The sequence below is a fragment of the Saccharopolyspora indica genome, from assembly GCF_027853965.1.
In the GTDB taxonomy this organism is placed as follows: Bacteria; Actinomycetota; Actinomycetes; order Mycobacteriales; family Pseudonocardiaceae; genus Saccharopolyspora; species Saccharopolyspora indica.
The window spans coordinates 1-16068 of record NZ_JAQGLB010000011.1 but is presented as its reverse complement, the minus strand read 5'-3'; the positions used below and the strand labels follow the sequence as shown (position 1 = coordinate 16068).

12 protein-coding genes are annotated in these 16068 nt (G+C 70.4%); 5 read left to right on the top strand and 7 right to left on the bottom strand.

Features of this window, described 5'->3' with window-relative positions; genetic code table 11:
• Positions 1–73: 73 nt before the first annotated feature.
• Entirely contained in the window at positions 74–889 is an 816-nt protein-coding gene (locus OU416_RS23200) for a helix-turn-helix domain-containing protein (protein ID WP_270929127.1), read from the bottom strand.
• A gap of 442 nt (positions 890–1331) precedes the next feature.
• Here OU416_RS23200 and OU416_RS23195 point away from each other — a divergent pair, with 442 nt between their 5' ends.
• Positions 1332–1937 carry a response regulator transcription factor gene (locus OU416_RS23195; RefSeq protein ID WP_270929126.1) on the top strand — a complete coding sequence of 202 codons (606 nt, stop codon included), beginning with the start codon at positions 1332–1334 and terminating at the stop codon, positions 1935–1937.
• 103 nt (positions 1938–2040) lie between these two features.
• Here the strand turns inward: OU416_RS23195 and OU416_RS23190 are convergent, their stop codons facing one another.
• The 4 genes from OU416_RS23190 to OU416_RS23175 all read right to left on the bottom strand — a co-directional run bounded on the left by OU416_RS23190 (position 2041) and on the right by OU416_RS23175 (position 7509).
• Entirely contained in the window at positions 2041–3129 is a 1089-nt protein-coding gene (locus OU416_RS23190; RefSeq protein WP_270929125.1) for a sensor histidine kinase, read from the bottom strand.
• A gap of 333 nt (positions 3130–3462) precedes the next feature.
• Positions 3463–4911, bottom strand: a complete 1449-nt coding sequence (locus OU416_RS23185) for a SagB family peptide dehydrogenase (RefSeq protein ID WP_270929124.1) — start codon at positions 4909–4911, stop codon at positions 3463–3465.
• A 154-nt stretch (positions 4912–5065) separates the two neighbouring features.
• Positions 5066–7330, bottom strand: coding sequence for a TOMM precursor leader peptide-binding protein (locus tag OU416_RS23180; RefSeq protein ID WP_270929123.1), 2265 nt, complete (start codon positions 7328–7330; stop codon positions 5066–5068).
• Positions 7330–7509, bottom strand: a complete 180-nt coding sequence (locus OU416_RS23175; RefSeq protein WP_270929122.1) for a hypothetical protein — start codon at positions 7507–7509, stop codon at positions 7330–7332. Before OU416_RS23175 ends, OU416_RS23180 begins: the two co-directional genes overlap by 1 nt.
• A 262-nt stretch (positions 7510–7771) precedes the next feature.
• Here OU416_RS23175 and OU416_RS23170 point away from each other — a divergent pair, with 262 nt between their 5' ends.
• A complete protein-coding gene (locus OU416_RS23170) occupies positions 7772–8581 on the top strand; it encodes an AfsR/SARP family transcriptional regulator (protein ID WP_270929121.1) in 810 nt (269 codons plus the stop codon).
• A gap of 66 nt (positions 8582–8647) precedes the next feature.
• Positions 8648–9331: a winged helix-turn-helix transcriptional regulator gene (locus OU416_RS23165; RefSeq protein ID WP_270929120.1), complete on the top strand. Its 684-nt coding sequence runs from the start codon at positions 8648–8650 to the stop codon at positions 9329–9331.
• Positions 9332–9410: 79 nt separating this feature from the next.
• Here the strand turns inward: OU416_RS23165 and OU416_RS23160 are convergent, their stop codons facing one another.
• Complete coding sequence (locus OU416_RS23160) at positions 9411–9911, bottom strand: GNAT family N-acetyltransferase (protein ID WP_270929119.1); 501 nt, start codon at positions 9909–9911, stop codon at positions 9411–9413.
• A gap of 107 nt (positions 9912–10018) precedes the next feature.
• On the opposite strand from OU416_RS23160, the gene OU416_RS23155 reads away from it, so the two are divergent.
• Both OU416_RS23155 and OU416_RS23150 read left to right on the top strand, forming a co-directional pair.
• Entirely contained in the window at positions 10019–11971 is a 1953-nt protein-coding gene (locus tag OU416_RS23155; protein ID WP_270929118.1) for a hydantoinase/oxoprolinase family protein, read from the top strand.
• Positions 11968–13530: a hydantoinase B/oxoprolinase family protein gene (locus OU416_RS23150; RefSeq protein WP_270929117.1), complete on the top strand. Its 1563-nt coding sequence runs from the start codon at positions 11968–11970 to the stop codon at positions 13528–13530. Before OU416_RS23155 ends, OU416_RS23150 begins: the two co-directional genes overlap by 4 nt.
• A gap of 965 nt (positions 13531–14495) precedes the next feature.
• Here the strand turns inward: OU416_RS23150 and OU416_RS23145 are convergent.
• Positions 14496–15956: an HNH endonuclease signature motif containing protein gene (locus OU416_RS23145; RefSeq protein ID WP_270929116.1), complete on the bottom strand. Its 1461-nt coding sequence runs from the start codon at positions 15954–15956 to the stop codon at positions 14496–14498.
• Positions 15957–16068: the final 112 nt, after the last annotated feature.

Sequence of the window (16068 nt, the reverse complement as noted above, 5' to 3'; positions counted from 1 at the left end):
TCCTCTCCAGTTCGAAGTCCGGGCCGCGATCGCGGCCCGGACCGTTCGCAGGGCGCCGATCCGCGGGATGAGCTCAGGCCGCTGCCCGCCGGAACGCGGGGGCGCCGTCGTAGCCGCCTTCGCCGCGCAGCGACGAAGGAGTTGCCAGGGTGATCGCCACGGGCGGGTCGGTCGGGGTCACCGGCCGCAGCCGCAGCTGGACGTTCGCGACCCGGCCCGGGCTGACCGTGACCGGCTCCCGCACCGCGTGCAGGTGCAGCGGCTGAGCACCGTCCGCGGGCTGCGCGACGGCCAGCACCCGCCAGCGGCCGATCGGCACGTTCGGGATCGTCACCCGCGAGCTCCCCGTGCTCGGCAGCACCGCGCAGGCCACCGGCCCGCACTGCGGGATCGGGTCGGCGAACACCCCGACCAGCACCGAGGCCGGTGCGATGGCCGGTGGTACTTCTACCGTCCCGGTGATGGACGAAGCAGCGGCACTGCCCGTGCCGACGTCCGGTCGATCCCCGACGTACCCGCCCAGCTCGGGGAACCGCTGGAAGTCCGGTGCCCACGCGAGCATCAGCTCCCGCACCCGCGGGTCGCGGTACTGGCTCGGCGTCATGCCCATCGCCTTCGTGAACCGGGTGGTGAACGTGCCGACGCTGCTGTACCCGACGCTGCACACGATGTCGGAGACCGTCATCGAACTGGTCACCAGCAACCGCTTCGCCTCGAAGAGCCGGATCGCGGTCAGATACCTCCCCGGCGTCACCCCGGTGCTCTTGGCGAACACCCGGGAGAAGTGGAACGGGCTGACGAACACCTCCGCGGCCAGGTCCTGCAACGTGATCGGGTCGAAGTAGCGATCACGCATCGCCGAAATAGCTTGCTCCACGGGCTGTCTCATGGCTCCTCCAGAAGATTCAGCGGTTCCGACGCCCGTTGTGGACACCCGCCAGCGCGGCGCGGAACGTGCGCGGGACCAGAAGTCGCCGGGACAACGCCCCGTCGGGATGTCGAGCGACCTCGGCAACGCGGTTCTCCGGCATCGCCGCCCCGGATTCGGATTCCCCGTCGCCGGGCCGGCGGGGTTCGGCAGCCGCACCGGCGGGTCCCCTCCGCCCGTCCAGCCCGGTGCGCCTCAAAACGACGTCCCAGCACGCCGTTTCGCCCACTACCGGAACCCACGCGCTAGCATGCGCGGCAGGCTTCAAACGGACTTCGAACCAGGAGCAAGCCGCCGGGGTACCATCGCGGTGCGGATATTCGACCTACGGCAGGGTCGGCGAATGGGAGCGTCCGACCAGGAACACCCGCTGAGATCCACCTGACCGTCCTGGGGGGATGAGTTGATCAGGGTTCTGCTGGCCGAGGATGTGCACATGGTGCGCGGTGCGCTGGTCGCGCTGCTGAACCTCGAGCCGGACATCGAGGTGGTGGTCGACGTGGCCAGCGGCGACGAAATCCTTCCCATGGCAAAGGAACACAGCCCTGACGTGGCCGTCATCGACATCGATCTGCCCGGTCAGGACGGTCTCACCGCGGCCACCGAGCTGCACGAGCAGCTGCCCACCTGCCGCACGCTGATCCTGACCAGCCTCGGGCGCCCCGGCACGGTGCGACGGGCGCTGGCCGCGCGGGTCAACGGGTTCATGCTCAAGGACGCCCCGTCGGCGAAGCTGGCCAACGCGATCCGCAACGTGGCCAGCGGACGGCGGGTCGTCGACGGCGAACTCGCGCTGTCCGCCTGGGACGGTGCCGAATGCCCGCTGACGAACCGGGAAGTCACGATCCTCCGGTTGACCTCGGACGGCAACGACCCGACCGAGATCGCCGCGCAGCTCTACCTCTCCACCGGCACGGTGCGCAACTACCTGACCTCGGCGGTCAGCAAGCTGAACGCGCGCAACCGGGTCGATGCGATCCGCATCGCGACCGAGGCCGGCTGGATCTGACCACCAGTACCCCGGTGAGGAGCCCTTCCGGCGCTGAGCCGCGCTCCACGAAGGACCGCGCCGAACTGGATTCCGCGATCCGGAACAAGCCAGGCATCCGGCTCTAGAGCGGAACCACCGCTCGCAGGCGATAGGTGTCGCCGGGTTCCCAATCCGCGGTCAGCGAGCCGCCCAGCGCCCGCACCCGGTGCGACAGGTTGTCGATGCCGTGACCACCGTCGACGGGCTCGTCCGCGGGCGGCACAGCACCGTCGTTGACGATCTCCAGCACGACCGCGCCGTCCTCCTCGGCGATCTCGATCTGGCAGTGCTCGGCCTTGCTGTGCCGCAGCACGTTCGTGATGCCCTCCCGCAGCACCGTGGCGAGCACCGAGCTGACCTGGTCCGGCAGCTCGCGCCCGGCCCCCGCGATGCGCACCTCGACGTCGGCGGCGTACAGGATCGACCGCGCGGACCGGCACTCGTCGTGCAGCGAGAGCGTGCGGGAGCCGCTGGCCACCTGCCTGGCGTCGGCCAGCGCCCGCCGCGAGGTCTCCAGGATCTCGGTGATCTCGGCCCGCGCCCGCTCCGGGTGGTCGGTGATCAACCGATCGGCCAGCTCGCTCTTCAGCGTGATCGCCGAGAGGCTGAGCCCGAGCAGGTCGTGCACGTCCCGGGAGATCCGCAATCGCTCCTCGGCGACAGCCATCCTGGCCAGCTCGCCGCGCGCCGCGTGCAGCCCGCTGACCAAGCGCACCAGCCTGGTCAGGCCGTACACCACCAGGCCCGTGATCGTGGCCGAGATGACCAGGTGCGCGGTCGCCAGCGCCGTCTTGCCGAACACGGCGCCGAGCACCCCCATGCTCGCCACCACCACCGCCGCGCCGGGGATCGACACCGCTGGTCGCAAGCTCAGCAGCAGGCTGCCCGCCAGGAAACCGGGCAAACCGACCCAGGCCTCCCCGAACTGCAGCACGGGCACGTACACCAGCAGCGCCTGCACCGCGATCGCCGGGTACGTGACCGCGGGCCGGAAGCGGGTCGTGGGCCGGGAGAAGTAGCCCAGCTGCAGACCGAGCACCGCGAGCAGGTACACCACGCTCAGCGCGATGTACCCGGTCGAGCTGCCTGCGGCCAGCACGCTGAAGAAGGCGCTCAGCCCGACGGCGCAGAACACGGCGGCGAGGATCCCGTTGGCGAGCCTCGGCGCCATCTGCGCGACGAAATGCCGAACTTCGTTCGGTGTACTGGCTTCGGCGTCACCGTCGCCGTCGAGCATCTCGGCACGTCCGTGGTCGTGCGACGGCGGGCGCCCCAGGGCACTTCCACAGCCGTCGGCTTCCCTGTCCCCAGTTGGCATCGGCTCCCTAACGCCGTCCGAATGACCCGCACCCGCCACCAGTCCGAGTGCGCACTACCGCGCTGACACCGGTCAAACGCGCGGTTCGCTCACAACTTAGTCGCGAAGTCGACCTGATTCATTAACAAGAGGTGGCGAGTATTCGCTACCAGCGGGCATTCGTCGTACGGTCGCGGGCCGATCGGCTCAGCAGGGCACTCCCACCACGCACTCCCCCACGTCGACCTCATCCGGCCACGGCAGCCGCAACGCGCGCGCGACGACACCGTCGGAATCCATCGGCACCGGGCGCGCGGACAACCCCATCGCCTTGGCCGTCAGGTGCAGCACCTGCTGCAACGCACCGACGTGCATCAGCGCGGTCGCGTAAGCGGCACCGTTGAGCAGCCAGGAACTGCGGGCCAAGCGCGCGGTGGCGGTGATCAGCAGCGGCGGCCGGCACCCGATCCCGGCCGACACCTTCGCCATGTCCAGCAACGCCGCCCAATCCGGGCTCTCCTCCCTGATCAGGACCACGGCGTGCGCCTCGGGATCGTAGTGGTAGATGCCCGGTGCCAAGCCCGCGCAGCCGGCCACGACGAGGTAGAGCTCCAGCTCGTAGAGCCGCGCCACGCTGAAGTACGGTCGTTCCGAGGAGCGGAAGCTCCCGCGTTCGTGCAGGTCGATCGTCCCCATCGAGCGCACTCGCGCGCTGCGGTAGAGCAGCTCGCCCAACTGATCCGCGGTGAGCGGGAGATCGGACACGCCTGAACAGGGCGACGCGGATTCCAGCAGTTCACCCAAGCGCGGGTCGCGGTCCGCGTCGATCTGCTGCGGCCGTGGCAGCGCGATCCGGGGACCGTCCGGCACCGGCTTGAACAACGGGGGCTGCTCGGCGACGCCGCGGGATTCGGCGGCGTCGTGCCGCCCGGACCTGCTGAACACGTGGAACCGCAGGTCGTGGTGCGACCACGGCCGCAGCTCGGCGGCGTCGTCCTCGGCGAAACCGCCCTGCTCGTCGCCCAGCAGCACGCAACCGGACGCCAGCAGGTAGGCCGCGATCTCGGCGATCACCGCCTCGGGATGGCCCAGCTCATCGGCCATCTCGGCGACCGAGCAGGGCTTGGCCAACGCGGTGCAGATCCGCGCGGAGAGCGGTTGCTGGAGCACGATCCGGTACACCGCGTGCGGCGCATCCAGCACCAGCTCCTGCCCGGCACCGCGCAGGGCGGCGAAACGCGACAAGCGCAGCGGCCGGGTGCGCGGGGGAACCCGCGGCTCGAACCCTTCCGCTGCGGTGGTCGGCACGGCCGACAGCAACGGCGCCAGGCCGTCGGCGAACCCGAGCGAATGCACCACCGACGCGCTGAGCAGGTCGAGCACCCGCATCAGCTCCTCGGCATCGTCGTCCGTCACGCCTGAGCCGGTACCGGGCCGCCGCACCGACGCCGCCACGTTGGCCAACGACACCGGTCCGAGCGTCATCCGGCGCAACGATTCGCGCACCAGCTCGCTCGGCTCGGCGAGCGTGTACTCGCCCCCCTTGGCGACCACGTGCAGCGAGACGCCCTGGGTGTCGGACTCCACCAAGGTGTCCTCGCTCAGCGACCAGAGCCGGACGGTTGCCGGCGTTGCGCCGCTGCTCTGGGAAGTCAAGCCGGTTCTCCTCGATCATCGAAGGCCGCCGCCGATCCCCTCGGAAGCCGCCGATCCACCACGCCGCGCGCACCGCGGATCCCCGGCGGATTCCGCGCACCCGCCGGGTTCCACTGCGCGCACCGCCGTGCGAGCTCCGCACCTCGCGCGCTCATCAGAGGAACAGCGGTAACGGGTTGAGCTCCGCGTACGGCGTGGGCTCGCGCAACCGGCCGAGCCGCACCGGCACGTCGTAGAGCCGGCCCGGGGCGAACCGGGCCCAGAAGTGCCGCATCCCCGGCACCATCACCTTGACCACTGGTAGCTCGAGATCGGGACGGGTCTGGTCGAGCACGAACGCCTCAAGGCCACGTGCCCGCAGCCTAGTGGTCAGCGATGCGACATCGGCTGCGAGGTCCGCACCCGGCCGGTGGCCGAAATCGCCCGGCCCGCGCAGCGGTTGGGCGCGGTCGGGAACCAGGTAGGGCTGGTTGGCCGCGGTGGCGGTCCGCCACCAGCGGCGGGCGTCCGGGTCGTCGGCGGAGAACTCGGCTCCGGCATCGGCGCTCAGTAGCGCGGGCATCAGCTGGTTCAGCTCGGTCAGCGCCCGGCGAAGCGCGATGTGCGGGTCCAGGTGAGCGCCGAAGCCGAACATGATGTCCTCGGCCGGACCGTCCGTCCGGCGCGAAACCGCCGCCATCACCGGGACTTCGAGGTCCGCGCTGACATCGAGCACCCACACCTCGCGGCCGATCTCCCGGTAGGCCCGGCGGAGTTCGGCCAGCCACGGATCGCCGAACGCGTCCAGGTCGACACCGGGGGCCGAAGTCCGGTTGTACCACCACAAAGCCACCGCGTCCCGCTCGACGAGCTCCAGGAGCCCTTGCAGCACCGCATCTTCCAAGCAGGTCCCCGCGGCGTTGCCGTTGGAGTCGGCGCGCACGCTGCGCGGGCCGGGAGCCCCGTAGTAGAGCATCCGGGTGGGCACCAGCCGGTGGTGCCCACCGGTCAGCGACCACACCGGGGTCCAGTCGAGTTCCGCGTTCTCGTCGAACGGTTCGCAGACGTGCTGCGCCGGTGCGTGCTCGGCGTTCCACCTCCGCCGGTCGGCGTACTGCTTCTCGTCGTAGAGCAGCAGCTCCCCCGGGTGGATGGCTTCCTCCCCGAGCGAGCAGAAGCTGGCGCGCACCCGCACCTCATCGCCGTGGTACCGGCCGCTGATGCGTTCCAGCGCCTCGCACAGCGCTCCCACCTCGGCATCGATCGCGGTGACGCCCTTCCCGCCGCTCTCGTCGCGGAGGCTGCTGCGCAGGGCGTCGACGTCACCGGCCACCGCACCGAAGTTCGGCCCGGAGCGGAACGAGTTGAACAGGTCGGGGCCGCGGGTGTCCTGCTTGATCTCCTTGATCACCCCGCTCACCGGGCTCACCAGGTGCCGGTAGCGCCGCAGGACCTGCTCCGGGGTCCGGGACCGGTACCCGCCACCGGCGTAGCACGCCCGCCGCACGGGACGCAGCCGGATCGGGCTCCAGGCCTGGGCCGCCACCAGCGACGGGTCGCCGCAGTGCGGGCACTGCGGGCGGGCCCGGACCTCGTGGTGCCGCCCGCGGAAGTCCAGGCTGTCGAAGGTCCACACGCTGTGCTGACCCGGATATCGGTGCCCGCCCTGCCACTTGGTCGCTTCCAGCGCGATCAGCTGCGCAGCCGCCCCGGCCAGCGGGGCGACCGAGGCCAGCGGGCGCTGCGCCGGGCCGCTCTCACCGAGCAGCCGCTGCGCGGTCGCCTCGGCGTTGCGATGCCCCCACAGGCGGGTCGTCAGGCAGTGCAGGCACGGGCCCGCACCCGGTTGGAAGACCGGGCCGATCCACACCTGGCCGCCGACGGGCTTGGCCAGCAGCCACGGCCGCCCGGCCGCGCGGTGCGCTGCGTCGACGTGCGTCAGCTCGGGGTTGAGGTAGTCGTCGCAGAGCACCACGGTCAGCTCGGCGGTCTCGTCACCACCGAGCGCGACCGACGTCCCGGACGCCTCCAGCGCCTGCGCCACGGCCGCGACGTCGATGTGCGTTCCGACCGCGGTGAGCCCGACCCGGCCGGACACGCCCTCGCGGGCGGTGACCGGGTCGAGTCCGCAGCTGTCCCAGTAGGCGATCTCCGGTGCCTCGGCGGCCGGCGCCGGATCCGGGCGCAGCGCGACCAGATCGGCGTCGATCAGTTGCTGGACGAGGCCGACGACCTGGTCGGCGGCCAGCCCGGCCGGGCGGCTGCGCTGCAGCGTCGCCAGGTCGCGGGTGCCGTCGAGCAGCGACGCCAGCGCCGCGACCTGCGGCCCGCGCAACGCCGTGACACCGCGTTCGGAGAACAGGAACGTTCCGCCGTCGCTGATCGCGGCTCGCAAGTGGCGTTTGAACCCGACCAGTCGAGCCGAAGCACCGGCGTGCATCAGGCCGCTTCCAGGACGTTGTCGGTCTTGGTCCAGATGGTCCCGCCCAGGCGCAAGCCCGCCGGGTTGGTCCACTGGTCGAACTCGTCGATGGTCAACTCGATCGGGTGAGTTCGGCGCCGATCCCTCAACATCTCGAGCGCCGCGTGGTTAACCTTCCGCAAGTCCTGGTTCTGCATCGGAAACCTCCGTCGTGGCGAGTCGATCGAAGTTCGCCACTGAATTCTGCGGCGGCCGGCGATGCGCCCTCCAGTGCCAGGAACACCTGGCGAATGTGTATTCCTCACGCCCGCGGCAGGTTCTGTTCACCACGATTCCCGTGGCGTCCGCACTGCCCATCACCTCCGCCGTTCTGGCACCGTCGCAGTCCGGTAGCCGCGGCACAGCAGAGCTGTTCTGGGAGGTACGCACGCGGCAGCAGGAACACGATGGGAGCCTTTCGTGAAGGATTCCGGTTTAGCCCCCTGGGAGGAGTTCGTCGGATCGCGGGTTAGTTTCGGCCTCCTCGGTCCGCTGGAAGTACGGCTGAACGGCCTCGACCGCGCGCCATCTGCGCAGAAGACGTTGCAGGTGCTAGCAGTCCTGCTGATGCGCCCGGGCAAGCTCGTGGCCTCGGAAACGATCATCGACGAGTTGTGGGGCAGCAATCCGCCGCGCCGCGCGCGGAGCACCATGCAGACCTACATCTACCAGTTGCGCCGCTTCATCGAGGAGCACCAGCTCTCCCCGGACGGCGACGAGATCCTGCTGACCAGGCAGCCCGGGTACCAGCTGCTCGTCGCTCCGGAGCAGATCGACGTCTTCGTCTTCCAGCAGCTGTGCCGGCAGGGCCGTGCGCTGCTGGCGCAGAAGCGGCACCCCGACGCGGCGGCGGCCTTCCGCACCGCGCTGCGGCTGTGGCGCGGCCCGGCGCTGTCGAACACGAGCTGCGGGTCGGTGCTCTCGGCCTTCGCGATGGATTTGCACGAGCAGCAGCGCAACGCCCTGCACCTGCGCATCCAAGCCGAGATCGAGTCGGGCACCGGGCGCGATCTGATCGGGGAGCTGCGTTCGCTGGTGGCCACCGACCCGATGGACGAGAGCGTGCGGGGCCAGCTGATGCGGGTCCTCAGCCGCAGCGGTCGACGCGTCGAGGCGCTGGACCTCTACCACGAGCTGCGCATCAGGCTCAACGAGGAGCTGGGGCTGGAACCGAGCAACGAACTGCAGGAGTTGCACTACACGCTGCTGTCCGACACCCGCGTGGGGTGAGCGCACGGTGGCTGGTGGCAGGGACCGAATCACGGTAGCGATTCCAGAGATGAGGGTGGGAGAACGATGGTAGATCGAAGCTTCGGACAGTTCTGCGGGCTGGCCCGCGCACTTGAGCTCATCGGCGAACGCTGGGCGCTGCTGGTCGTCCGCGACCTCGTGCTCGGTCCCAAGCGCTACACCGAGCTGCAGCGGACCCTGCCGAAGATCCCGTCGAGCATCCTGTCCGCGCGCCTCAACGAACTGGAGGACGCCGGCGTGGTGCGGCGCCGGGTGCTGGCGGAGCTGGACGCCGGTGTGGTGTACGAGTTGACGGAGTACGGCAACGAGCTCGAGCCGGTCATCCTCCAACTGGGCCTCTGGGGTGCCCGCTCGCTGGGCGACCCGGCACCGGACCAGGTGTTCACCCTCGATTCGGCGATCCTGTCGCTGCACACGACGTTCCGCCCGGACGCCGCGATCGGCGTGCGGGTCGGCTACGAGTTGCGGTACGGCCCGTTCACCGTGCACGCGCTGGTCGACGACGGCACCTTGCAGGTGGCGGAGGGCCCCTGCCCGGAGCCCGACCTGGTGATCGAGCTGTGCGGTTCGATCAAACCCTTGCTGAGCAAGGAGATCGGGGCCACCGAAGCGGTGCGCAGCGGGCTGGTCCGGGTCGAGGGCGATGTCGAACTGCTGTCCCGGTTCACCGAGCTGTTCCACATCCCGCCGGCACCGGTCCGGCTGGAGAAGACCCTGGCGGTGCGCTGACGCCTGGCGGCGGCGCCCGCTCGCTGCGGGGAGCGGGCGCCGTCCGGCCGAGCGCGTCCGATGAACCGCGCGCGGGCGCTCAGATCCGCTGGACCAGCAGCTGCCCAGGCCATTCGCCGACGGTGAACGTGCTGGTCGCGGTGAACCCGTTGCGGCAGTAGTAGTCGACCAGGCGGCCTTCGCTCCCGGCGTAGCAGTCCACGCGCAGCAGGCCGACGCCGAGGCGCTCCGCTTCCTGCCTGGCGTGCGCGAGCAGTCCGCTGCCGACGCCGTTGCCCGCGTGCGTCCGGGAGCTGACCAGGAGGTTGATGTAGAGCTCCGGCTCGTCGACCGCCGGGACGTAGGGCTGCCGGTCGGGCGAGACCACCATGGCGCCCGCCGCGCGGCCGTCCACTTCGGCGATCCAGGTGGTGCCGCCGTCGACCAGACCGGCGATCTGGTCCCGGCGCTTCTGCGTCGCGGACCAGGGGCTCGTCCCCCACTGACCGTCCCGGCCGTGCGCTACGAGCCACTCCACGGCCTCGTCCAGCATCTCCAGGATCCTCGGCACATCGGCGGGACCGCCTCGGCGGATCACCATCGCATTTCCTCCCTGTTCGGCAGCAGCCGGAGCTTCGCACGACCAGCCGCCCGCGCCAAGCCCAGCGCGATCGGCGCAGCGGCGCGATGATGGTCCAGGGTGTCGTGATGTCGGACGAGGTCGAGGCGTGTGCCGGGGTGGACGTCGGAGGCACGTTCACCGATGTGGTCCTGCACGCTCCCGGTCGCAGGCCCAAGGCCGTCAAGGTGCCCACCACCCCGGACGATCCCGCCGAGGGCGTCCGGCGCGGCGTCCGGGAGAGCCTGGGCGAGGGCACCCTGCGCCTGCTCCCGCACGGCAGCACCACCGCGACGAACGCCGTGCTGGAGCGCAAGATCGCGCGCACCGCCTTCGTCACCACCGCCGGGTTCACCGACGTGCTGCAGATCGCCCGGCAGAACCGCCCGGCGCTCTACGACCTGTCGGTCACCAAACCCGAACCGCTCGTCGCCCGGGAACTCGTGGTCGCGGTCGAGGAGCGGATGGGCCCGGACGGCGAGCCCGTCATCGCCCTCACCGATTCCGAGGTCGAACGCGTGGTGGACGCGGTGCGGCGGCTGGAGCCCGAGTCGATCGCGGTGAGCCTGCTGTTCTCCTACGCCTGCGACGACCACGAGCGGCGGTTGTGCGCGGCGCTGGCCGAGGTGGGCGTGCCGATCACCCGCTCCAGCGCGCTGCTGCCGGAGTTCCGCGAGTTCGAACGGGCCTCCACCTGCGTGCTCAACGCGGCGATCGAGCCGGTGATGCACCGGTACCTGTCGGGCCTGGTGTCCCGCCTGCCCGGGCCGGTGATCACCGTGATGACCTCCGGCGGCGGCACCGCGGGCGTGGACTTCGCCGCGACCGCCCCGGTGCACACCCTGCTGTCCGGTCCTGCCGCCGGGGTGGTGGCCGCCGGTGCGGTGGCGCGCTCGGCCGGGTTCGACGACGCGATCGCCTTCGACATGGGCGGCACCTCCACCGATGTCTGTCTGATCCGCGGCGGGCACCCCGAGGTGTCCACCGGCTCGGAGATCGCCGGGCTGCCCTTCCGCACGCCGGTGGTCGGCATCCACACCGTGGGAGCCGGAGGCGGCTCGATCGCCTGGGTCGACGCGGGTGGCGCGCTGCGCGTCGGACCGCGATCGGCCGGTGCGGATCCCGGCCCCGCTTGCTACGGGGCGGGCGGCCGGGAGCCGACCGTGACCGATGCCCACTGCGCGCTGGGGCACCTGGATCCGGCCCGCGAGCTCGGCGGTGGGCTGCGCCTGGACGCCGAGGCGGCGCGCAGCGCGCTGGCCGAGCTGCCGGAACCGGCCTCGGGGGTGCTGGCGGTGGTCCGGGCGACGATGGCGCGGGCGCTGCGCAAGGTCAGCACCGAGCGCGGTGTCGATCCGGCCGGGCTGGCGCTGGTGGCCTACGGCGGTGCGGGCCCGCTGCACGCGACCGCGCTGGCGCGCGAGCTCGGCTGCCCCGCGGTGGTGGTTCCCCCGGCCCCGGGCGTGCTCAGCGCACTCGGCCTGCTGCTGGCCCCGCCCCGTTTCGAAGCCTCGCGGACGGTGCTGGCCGATGCCGGGGACGACCTGTCGCAGATCTGGTCTGATCTCGCCGAGGAAGCCTGGCGCGAACTGGAGAAGCAAGGTGTCACAACGGACATCGCACTGTCCAAAGTGGCCGATATGCGGTACGCGGGCCAGTCGCACGAGCTGCGCATCGACGTCGACGACGAGACCGGCGCCGCCGAGCTGCTGCACGCCGCGCACCGCGAGGCCTACGGCTACGAGATCCGGGACGAGCGCGTCGAGGTGGTGACGCTGCGGGTCGTCGCCCAGGGCGAACCGGTGCTGGCGGCACCGCCGGGCAACTGGGACCAGGGCAGCCCGGACCGCAAGCCGGACCGCGAGATCGGCATCGGTGACCGGGTGGTGCGCGCCCGCGTGGTCGCGCGGGCCGCGCTGCGCACGGGCGATGAGATCACCGGCCCGGCGCTGGTCGAGCAGCCGGACACCACGACCCTGCTCGGCGACGGCGAAGTGGCGGTCGTGGACGATGCGGAGAACCTGGTGGTGCGGTTGTCATGACCGAGCTGTCCGCGGTGGAGCTGGAGGTGTTCCGGCACGCGCTGGCCGGGGTGGCCGACGAGATGGGCGTGGCCCTGCGCCGCGCCGCCTACTCCCCCAACATCAAGGAGCGCGCCGACTGCTCGGCGGCGGTGTTCGACGCCGACGGCGAGATGGTCGCGCAGGCCGAGCACATCCCGGTGCACCTCGGCGCGATGCCCGCCAGCGTCCGCGCGGTGCTGGACACCTGCGGGCAGCTCGAACCGGGTGCGCAGGTGTGCGTCAACGACCCGTACTTGGGCGGCACCCACCTGCCGGACCTGACGATCGTCGCCGCGGTCGGCTACGGCGACCGGCTGCTGGGTTACGTGGCCAACCGCGCCCACCACGCCGACGTCGGCGGCGCGGCACCGGGTTCGATGCCCGCCTCCGCCACCGAGATCGCGGCGGAGGGCGTGCGCATCCCGCCCACTCGCATCGCCGACGCCGAGGGCGAGCGCGAGGACGTCGTCCGCCTGATCGCGGCGAACTCGCGCACTCCGGGTGAGCGGCGCGGCGACCTGCGCGCCCAGTTCGCGGCCAACCACGTCGGCGCGGTGCGGCTGCGCGAACTGGCGCACCGGGCGGGTTCGGCCCAGCTGCGCGCGGCGATGTCGGCGGTGTGCGACTACTCCGATCGACGGGTGCGCGCGGCGATCCGCGAGATCCCCGACGGCTGCTACACCTGCGAGGACGAGCTGGAGATCGGCGACGGGGTGCCGATCCGCGCGGCGGTGACCGTCGCAGGCGACGAGGTGTCGATCGACTTCACCGGCAGCGCCCGGCAGATCCCGGTGAACTGCAACGCGGTGTTCGCGGTGACCTTGTCGGCGTCGATGTTCGTCCTGCGGATGCTCACCGACCCCGACGCGCCGCCCAACGCGGGCTGCTACCGCGCGCTGCGCGTGACCGCCCCGGAGGGCACCGTGGTCAACCCGGTGTTCCCGGCACCGACGGCGGCGGGCAACGTCGAGACCAGCCAGCGCATCGTGGACGTCCTGCTCGGCGCATTCGCCCAGGCCATCCCCGACCGAGTCCCGGCGGCGAGCCAGGGCACCATGAACAACCTGCTGATCGGCGGCAGCGACCCGGCGTTCAGCTACTACGAGACCCTCGGCGGCGGCGAGGGCGGGACTCCCGACCGCGCGGGCATGTCCGGCGTCCACACCGGCATGACCAACACCCGCAACACCCCGGCCGAAGCGGTGGAACTCGGCTACCCGCTGCGGGTCTGGCGCTACGAACTGCGCCCGTCCTCCGGCGGCGCGGGCCACCACCCCGGCGGCGAAGGCCTGGTGCGCGAACTGGAAGCCCTCGCCGACTGCACCCTGACCATCCAGTCCGAGCGCCGCAGCAGCGCCCCCCGAGGCGCCCGAGGCGGCCACCCCGGAGCGGTCGGTCGCAACGTCCTCGTCCGGGCCGACGGCACCGAGCACGAGCTCCCGCCCAAGGGCACCTGGCCACTGCGCCGAGGAGACCGAATCCGCATCGAAACCCCAGGTGGAGGGGGCTGGGGAACGCCGGAAGAAGAGTTACCCTGAACGTGCGGACCGGGCGCTCCGCGCTGGCACGTGGAGCATTCGAACCCCCGGCCGGCGGAGCCTCCGACCCCAGCGGCCGGAGGCTTCCACCGCGCTTCGCCCGTTCGATGCTCCTGCCCTGGCACCACGACATGGCCTCCCGGTGCCCGAGAGCCTTGCCGAGATCACCGCCGAAGTCCAATTCGTGATCGGCGCGGTGGCGTACCGGACGTGAGGCTGATGACTTCCATGACGTCCGGGTTGGCGATCGGTGGCAGTGCTGTCGCTGTCCGCAACTAGCGTGATCGCCGTTCTGCAGGTTGCGGACGCTTGGGTCGGTTTGATGGGTTCTGGTGTTGTGTTGCCCTGGCGTTCGGCTGGTTTTGGTTCTGCTGTTGAGTTTTCAAGGTGCGTACTACTGATGTTGTTTCGTCGTGTGTGGGGTCACCCCCGTGGTTTGTTGGATTGTGGGGGCTGTGGTCCGGATGTCAAGCCCGGCCTGGCGGCCGCCCCTTCGGGGTTTCAGGCTTGACATCCGGACCACAGCCCCGTTTTGGCTCTATGTCACGGGGATGACCCGGTATGGAACGGACCCCGGGCCGTGCTGGCGGGTCGCGGGATGTGGGTGGTTGGGGCTTTTATCGGCTGGGTGGTGGGTTGCTCCGTCACCGGCGATTTCCTTTTCGGGTTGGGTTGGAGTTGCGGGGTTCCTGTGTGTGGGTGGCGTGGTGCTGGTGTGTTGGTGGTGATTAGAGGTCGCCTGCGGCGTGTTGTGGGTTTCTGTTGTCCTGGCTCGCTTATCGGGTGCTAGGCGGATGGGGGTTTGGTTGTCCGGCTCGGGGTTGATCGACGCTTCTTGGTGCTTGGTGCTTAAGTAGGTGCGGGAATGGTCGGGCAGTTGAGCGTTTCTGTTCTTCCGTGGGTCTTTTGATGTCGTTGTCGAGTTGCGGGCAGGGTGGGGTGCCCCGCCCTGGGGTCGGGTGGGGTCAGCGTGTGCTTGTTAGCGGTCTGTCCGCTAGTGGTTCGCCTTCCGTTGGTAGGAGGTGGCGGAGGGCGTGGTGGTGTGTGGCGGGTTGGGCTTTCCCGCCAGGTCGTGGTGTGCGTGTCGGATCGACGTTTGCCGGTGGGGTGAATACCGGGCGATCATGCTGGAGTTCGATGTGCCAGTGGTGGTTGTGGATGGTGCGGTGGTGGTGAGCGCACAGCATCACCATGTTGTTCACGCTTGTCGGGCCACCATCGACCCAGTGCACGATGTGGTGGGCTTGGGGTGTTCCGGCCGGGTGGTCGCATTCCGGGAACGCGCACACCCCATCCCTCGCGAGCAGTGCGGCACGAATATGCGTCGGTGCGGTCCGCTGCGAGGCACCCACATCCAACGGGAGGCTGTCTCCACCCAGGACCATGGGGAGAACCTCGCAGTCGCAAGCGATCCTGCGGATGGTCTGCGGGCTGAGGTACTGGCCGGTGCCTTCCAGCATTCCCGCACCACCCACAGCCAGGATCTCGCCGTTGCTGTTGGTGGTGGGGAGCTGGTTTTTGAGGTCGGTGTAGTCGATGGTGACGGTCAGGTGCGGCTTCTGACCGCCGGTGCGGGGCATCCCATCGGTGTCCAGCACCAGATCGAGCAGGGTCGACAGGCCATCGGCATTACGCTGCCCGACCGTGCGCGGGTCCTTGACCCCGTCAGATTCCGGGCGCGGCGCCGCCAACGGCTGCAGGGCCGTGACGAACTTCGCGCCGGTCTCCCGGTCCAGACGGGCTTTGATCACCAGCATGCCGTCTCGCGCGGTGGCGTAGTGCAGCTCGCGGGATTCGAACTGGGCCTGCTCGTCGGCCACCGCACCGTCACGGTCGAGCATGTAGCGGATCCGGTCGGCGAGTTTCGCGAGGTCGCGGGGGCATTGGCGGCAGGCGTTCTCCACCAGCAGCCGCTCGATCTCGGTCGCTCGGTGCTGGGCGTGTTCGGGCAGCCTGGACAGGCAGCGGGAGATCACCCGCGCGTGCTCCAGGCTGATCACACCCTCGCCTAGTGCTTGCCCGGTTGCCGGAAGGCTGGCCTGGGCCGTGTTCTGGCTGTCGGTGGGGTTGGTCAAGTCGCCGGTGCCCTCGTCGGTGTTCGGCGTGGTGGCGGTGGCGATACGGACCCGGGTGGTGGCGTCCTGGCCGTCGATGTTGAGCAGCGTCTTCAACCACACCTGCGTCGAACGCGCACCCTGCACAGCGTGCAGGCGGCGGCGGTCGGCCTCAGCGATCAGTCGCAGCTGTTCCATCCGAGCCTGGCGGATCTGCTGCTCCACCTGCCCGATCCGGGCCGTGAGCTCTTCGTCGCTCAGGGAATCAACCGCAGGCGCCCACGACCCGCCCGGCGTGGGCGTGTCCCACGCGGGCAGGGCGGACACGACCACGCCCGCACCAGCGGCGGGGGTCGCGTCCTGGGTGGTCATCAGCGGTGTCATGCATCAATTCTCTCAACAATCGAACGAGAATTCGAGCACATAACCGTCCCACAAACGGGTGATCACAACACCCACCAAACACGAAAACCCTTACCCATAA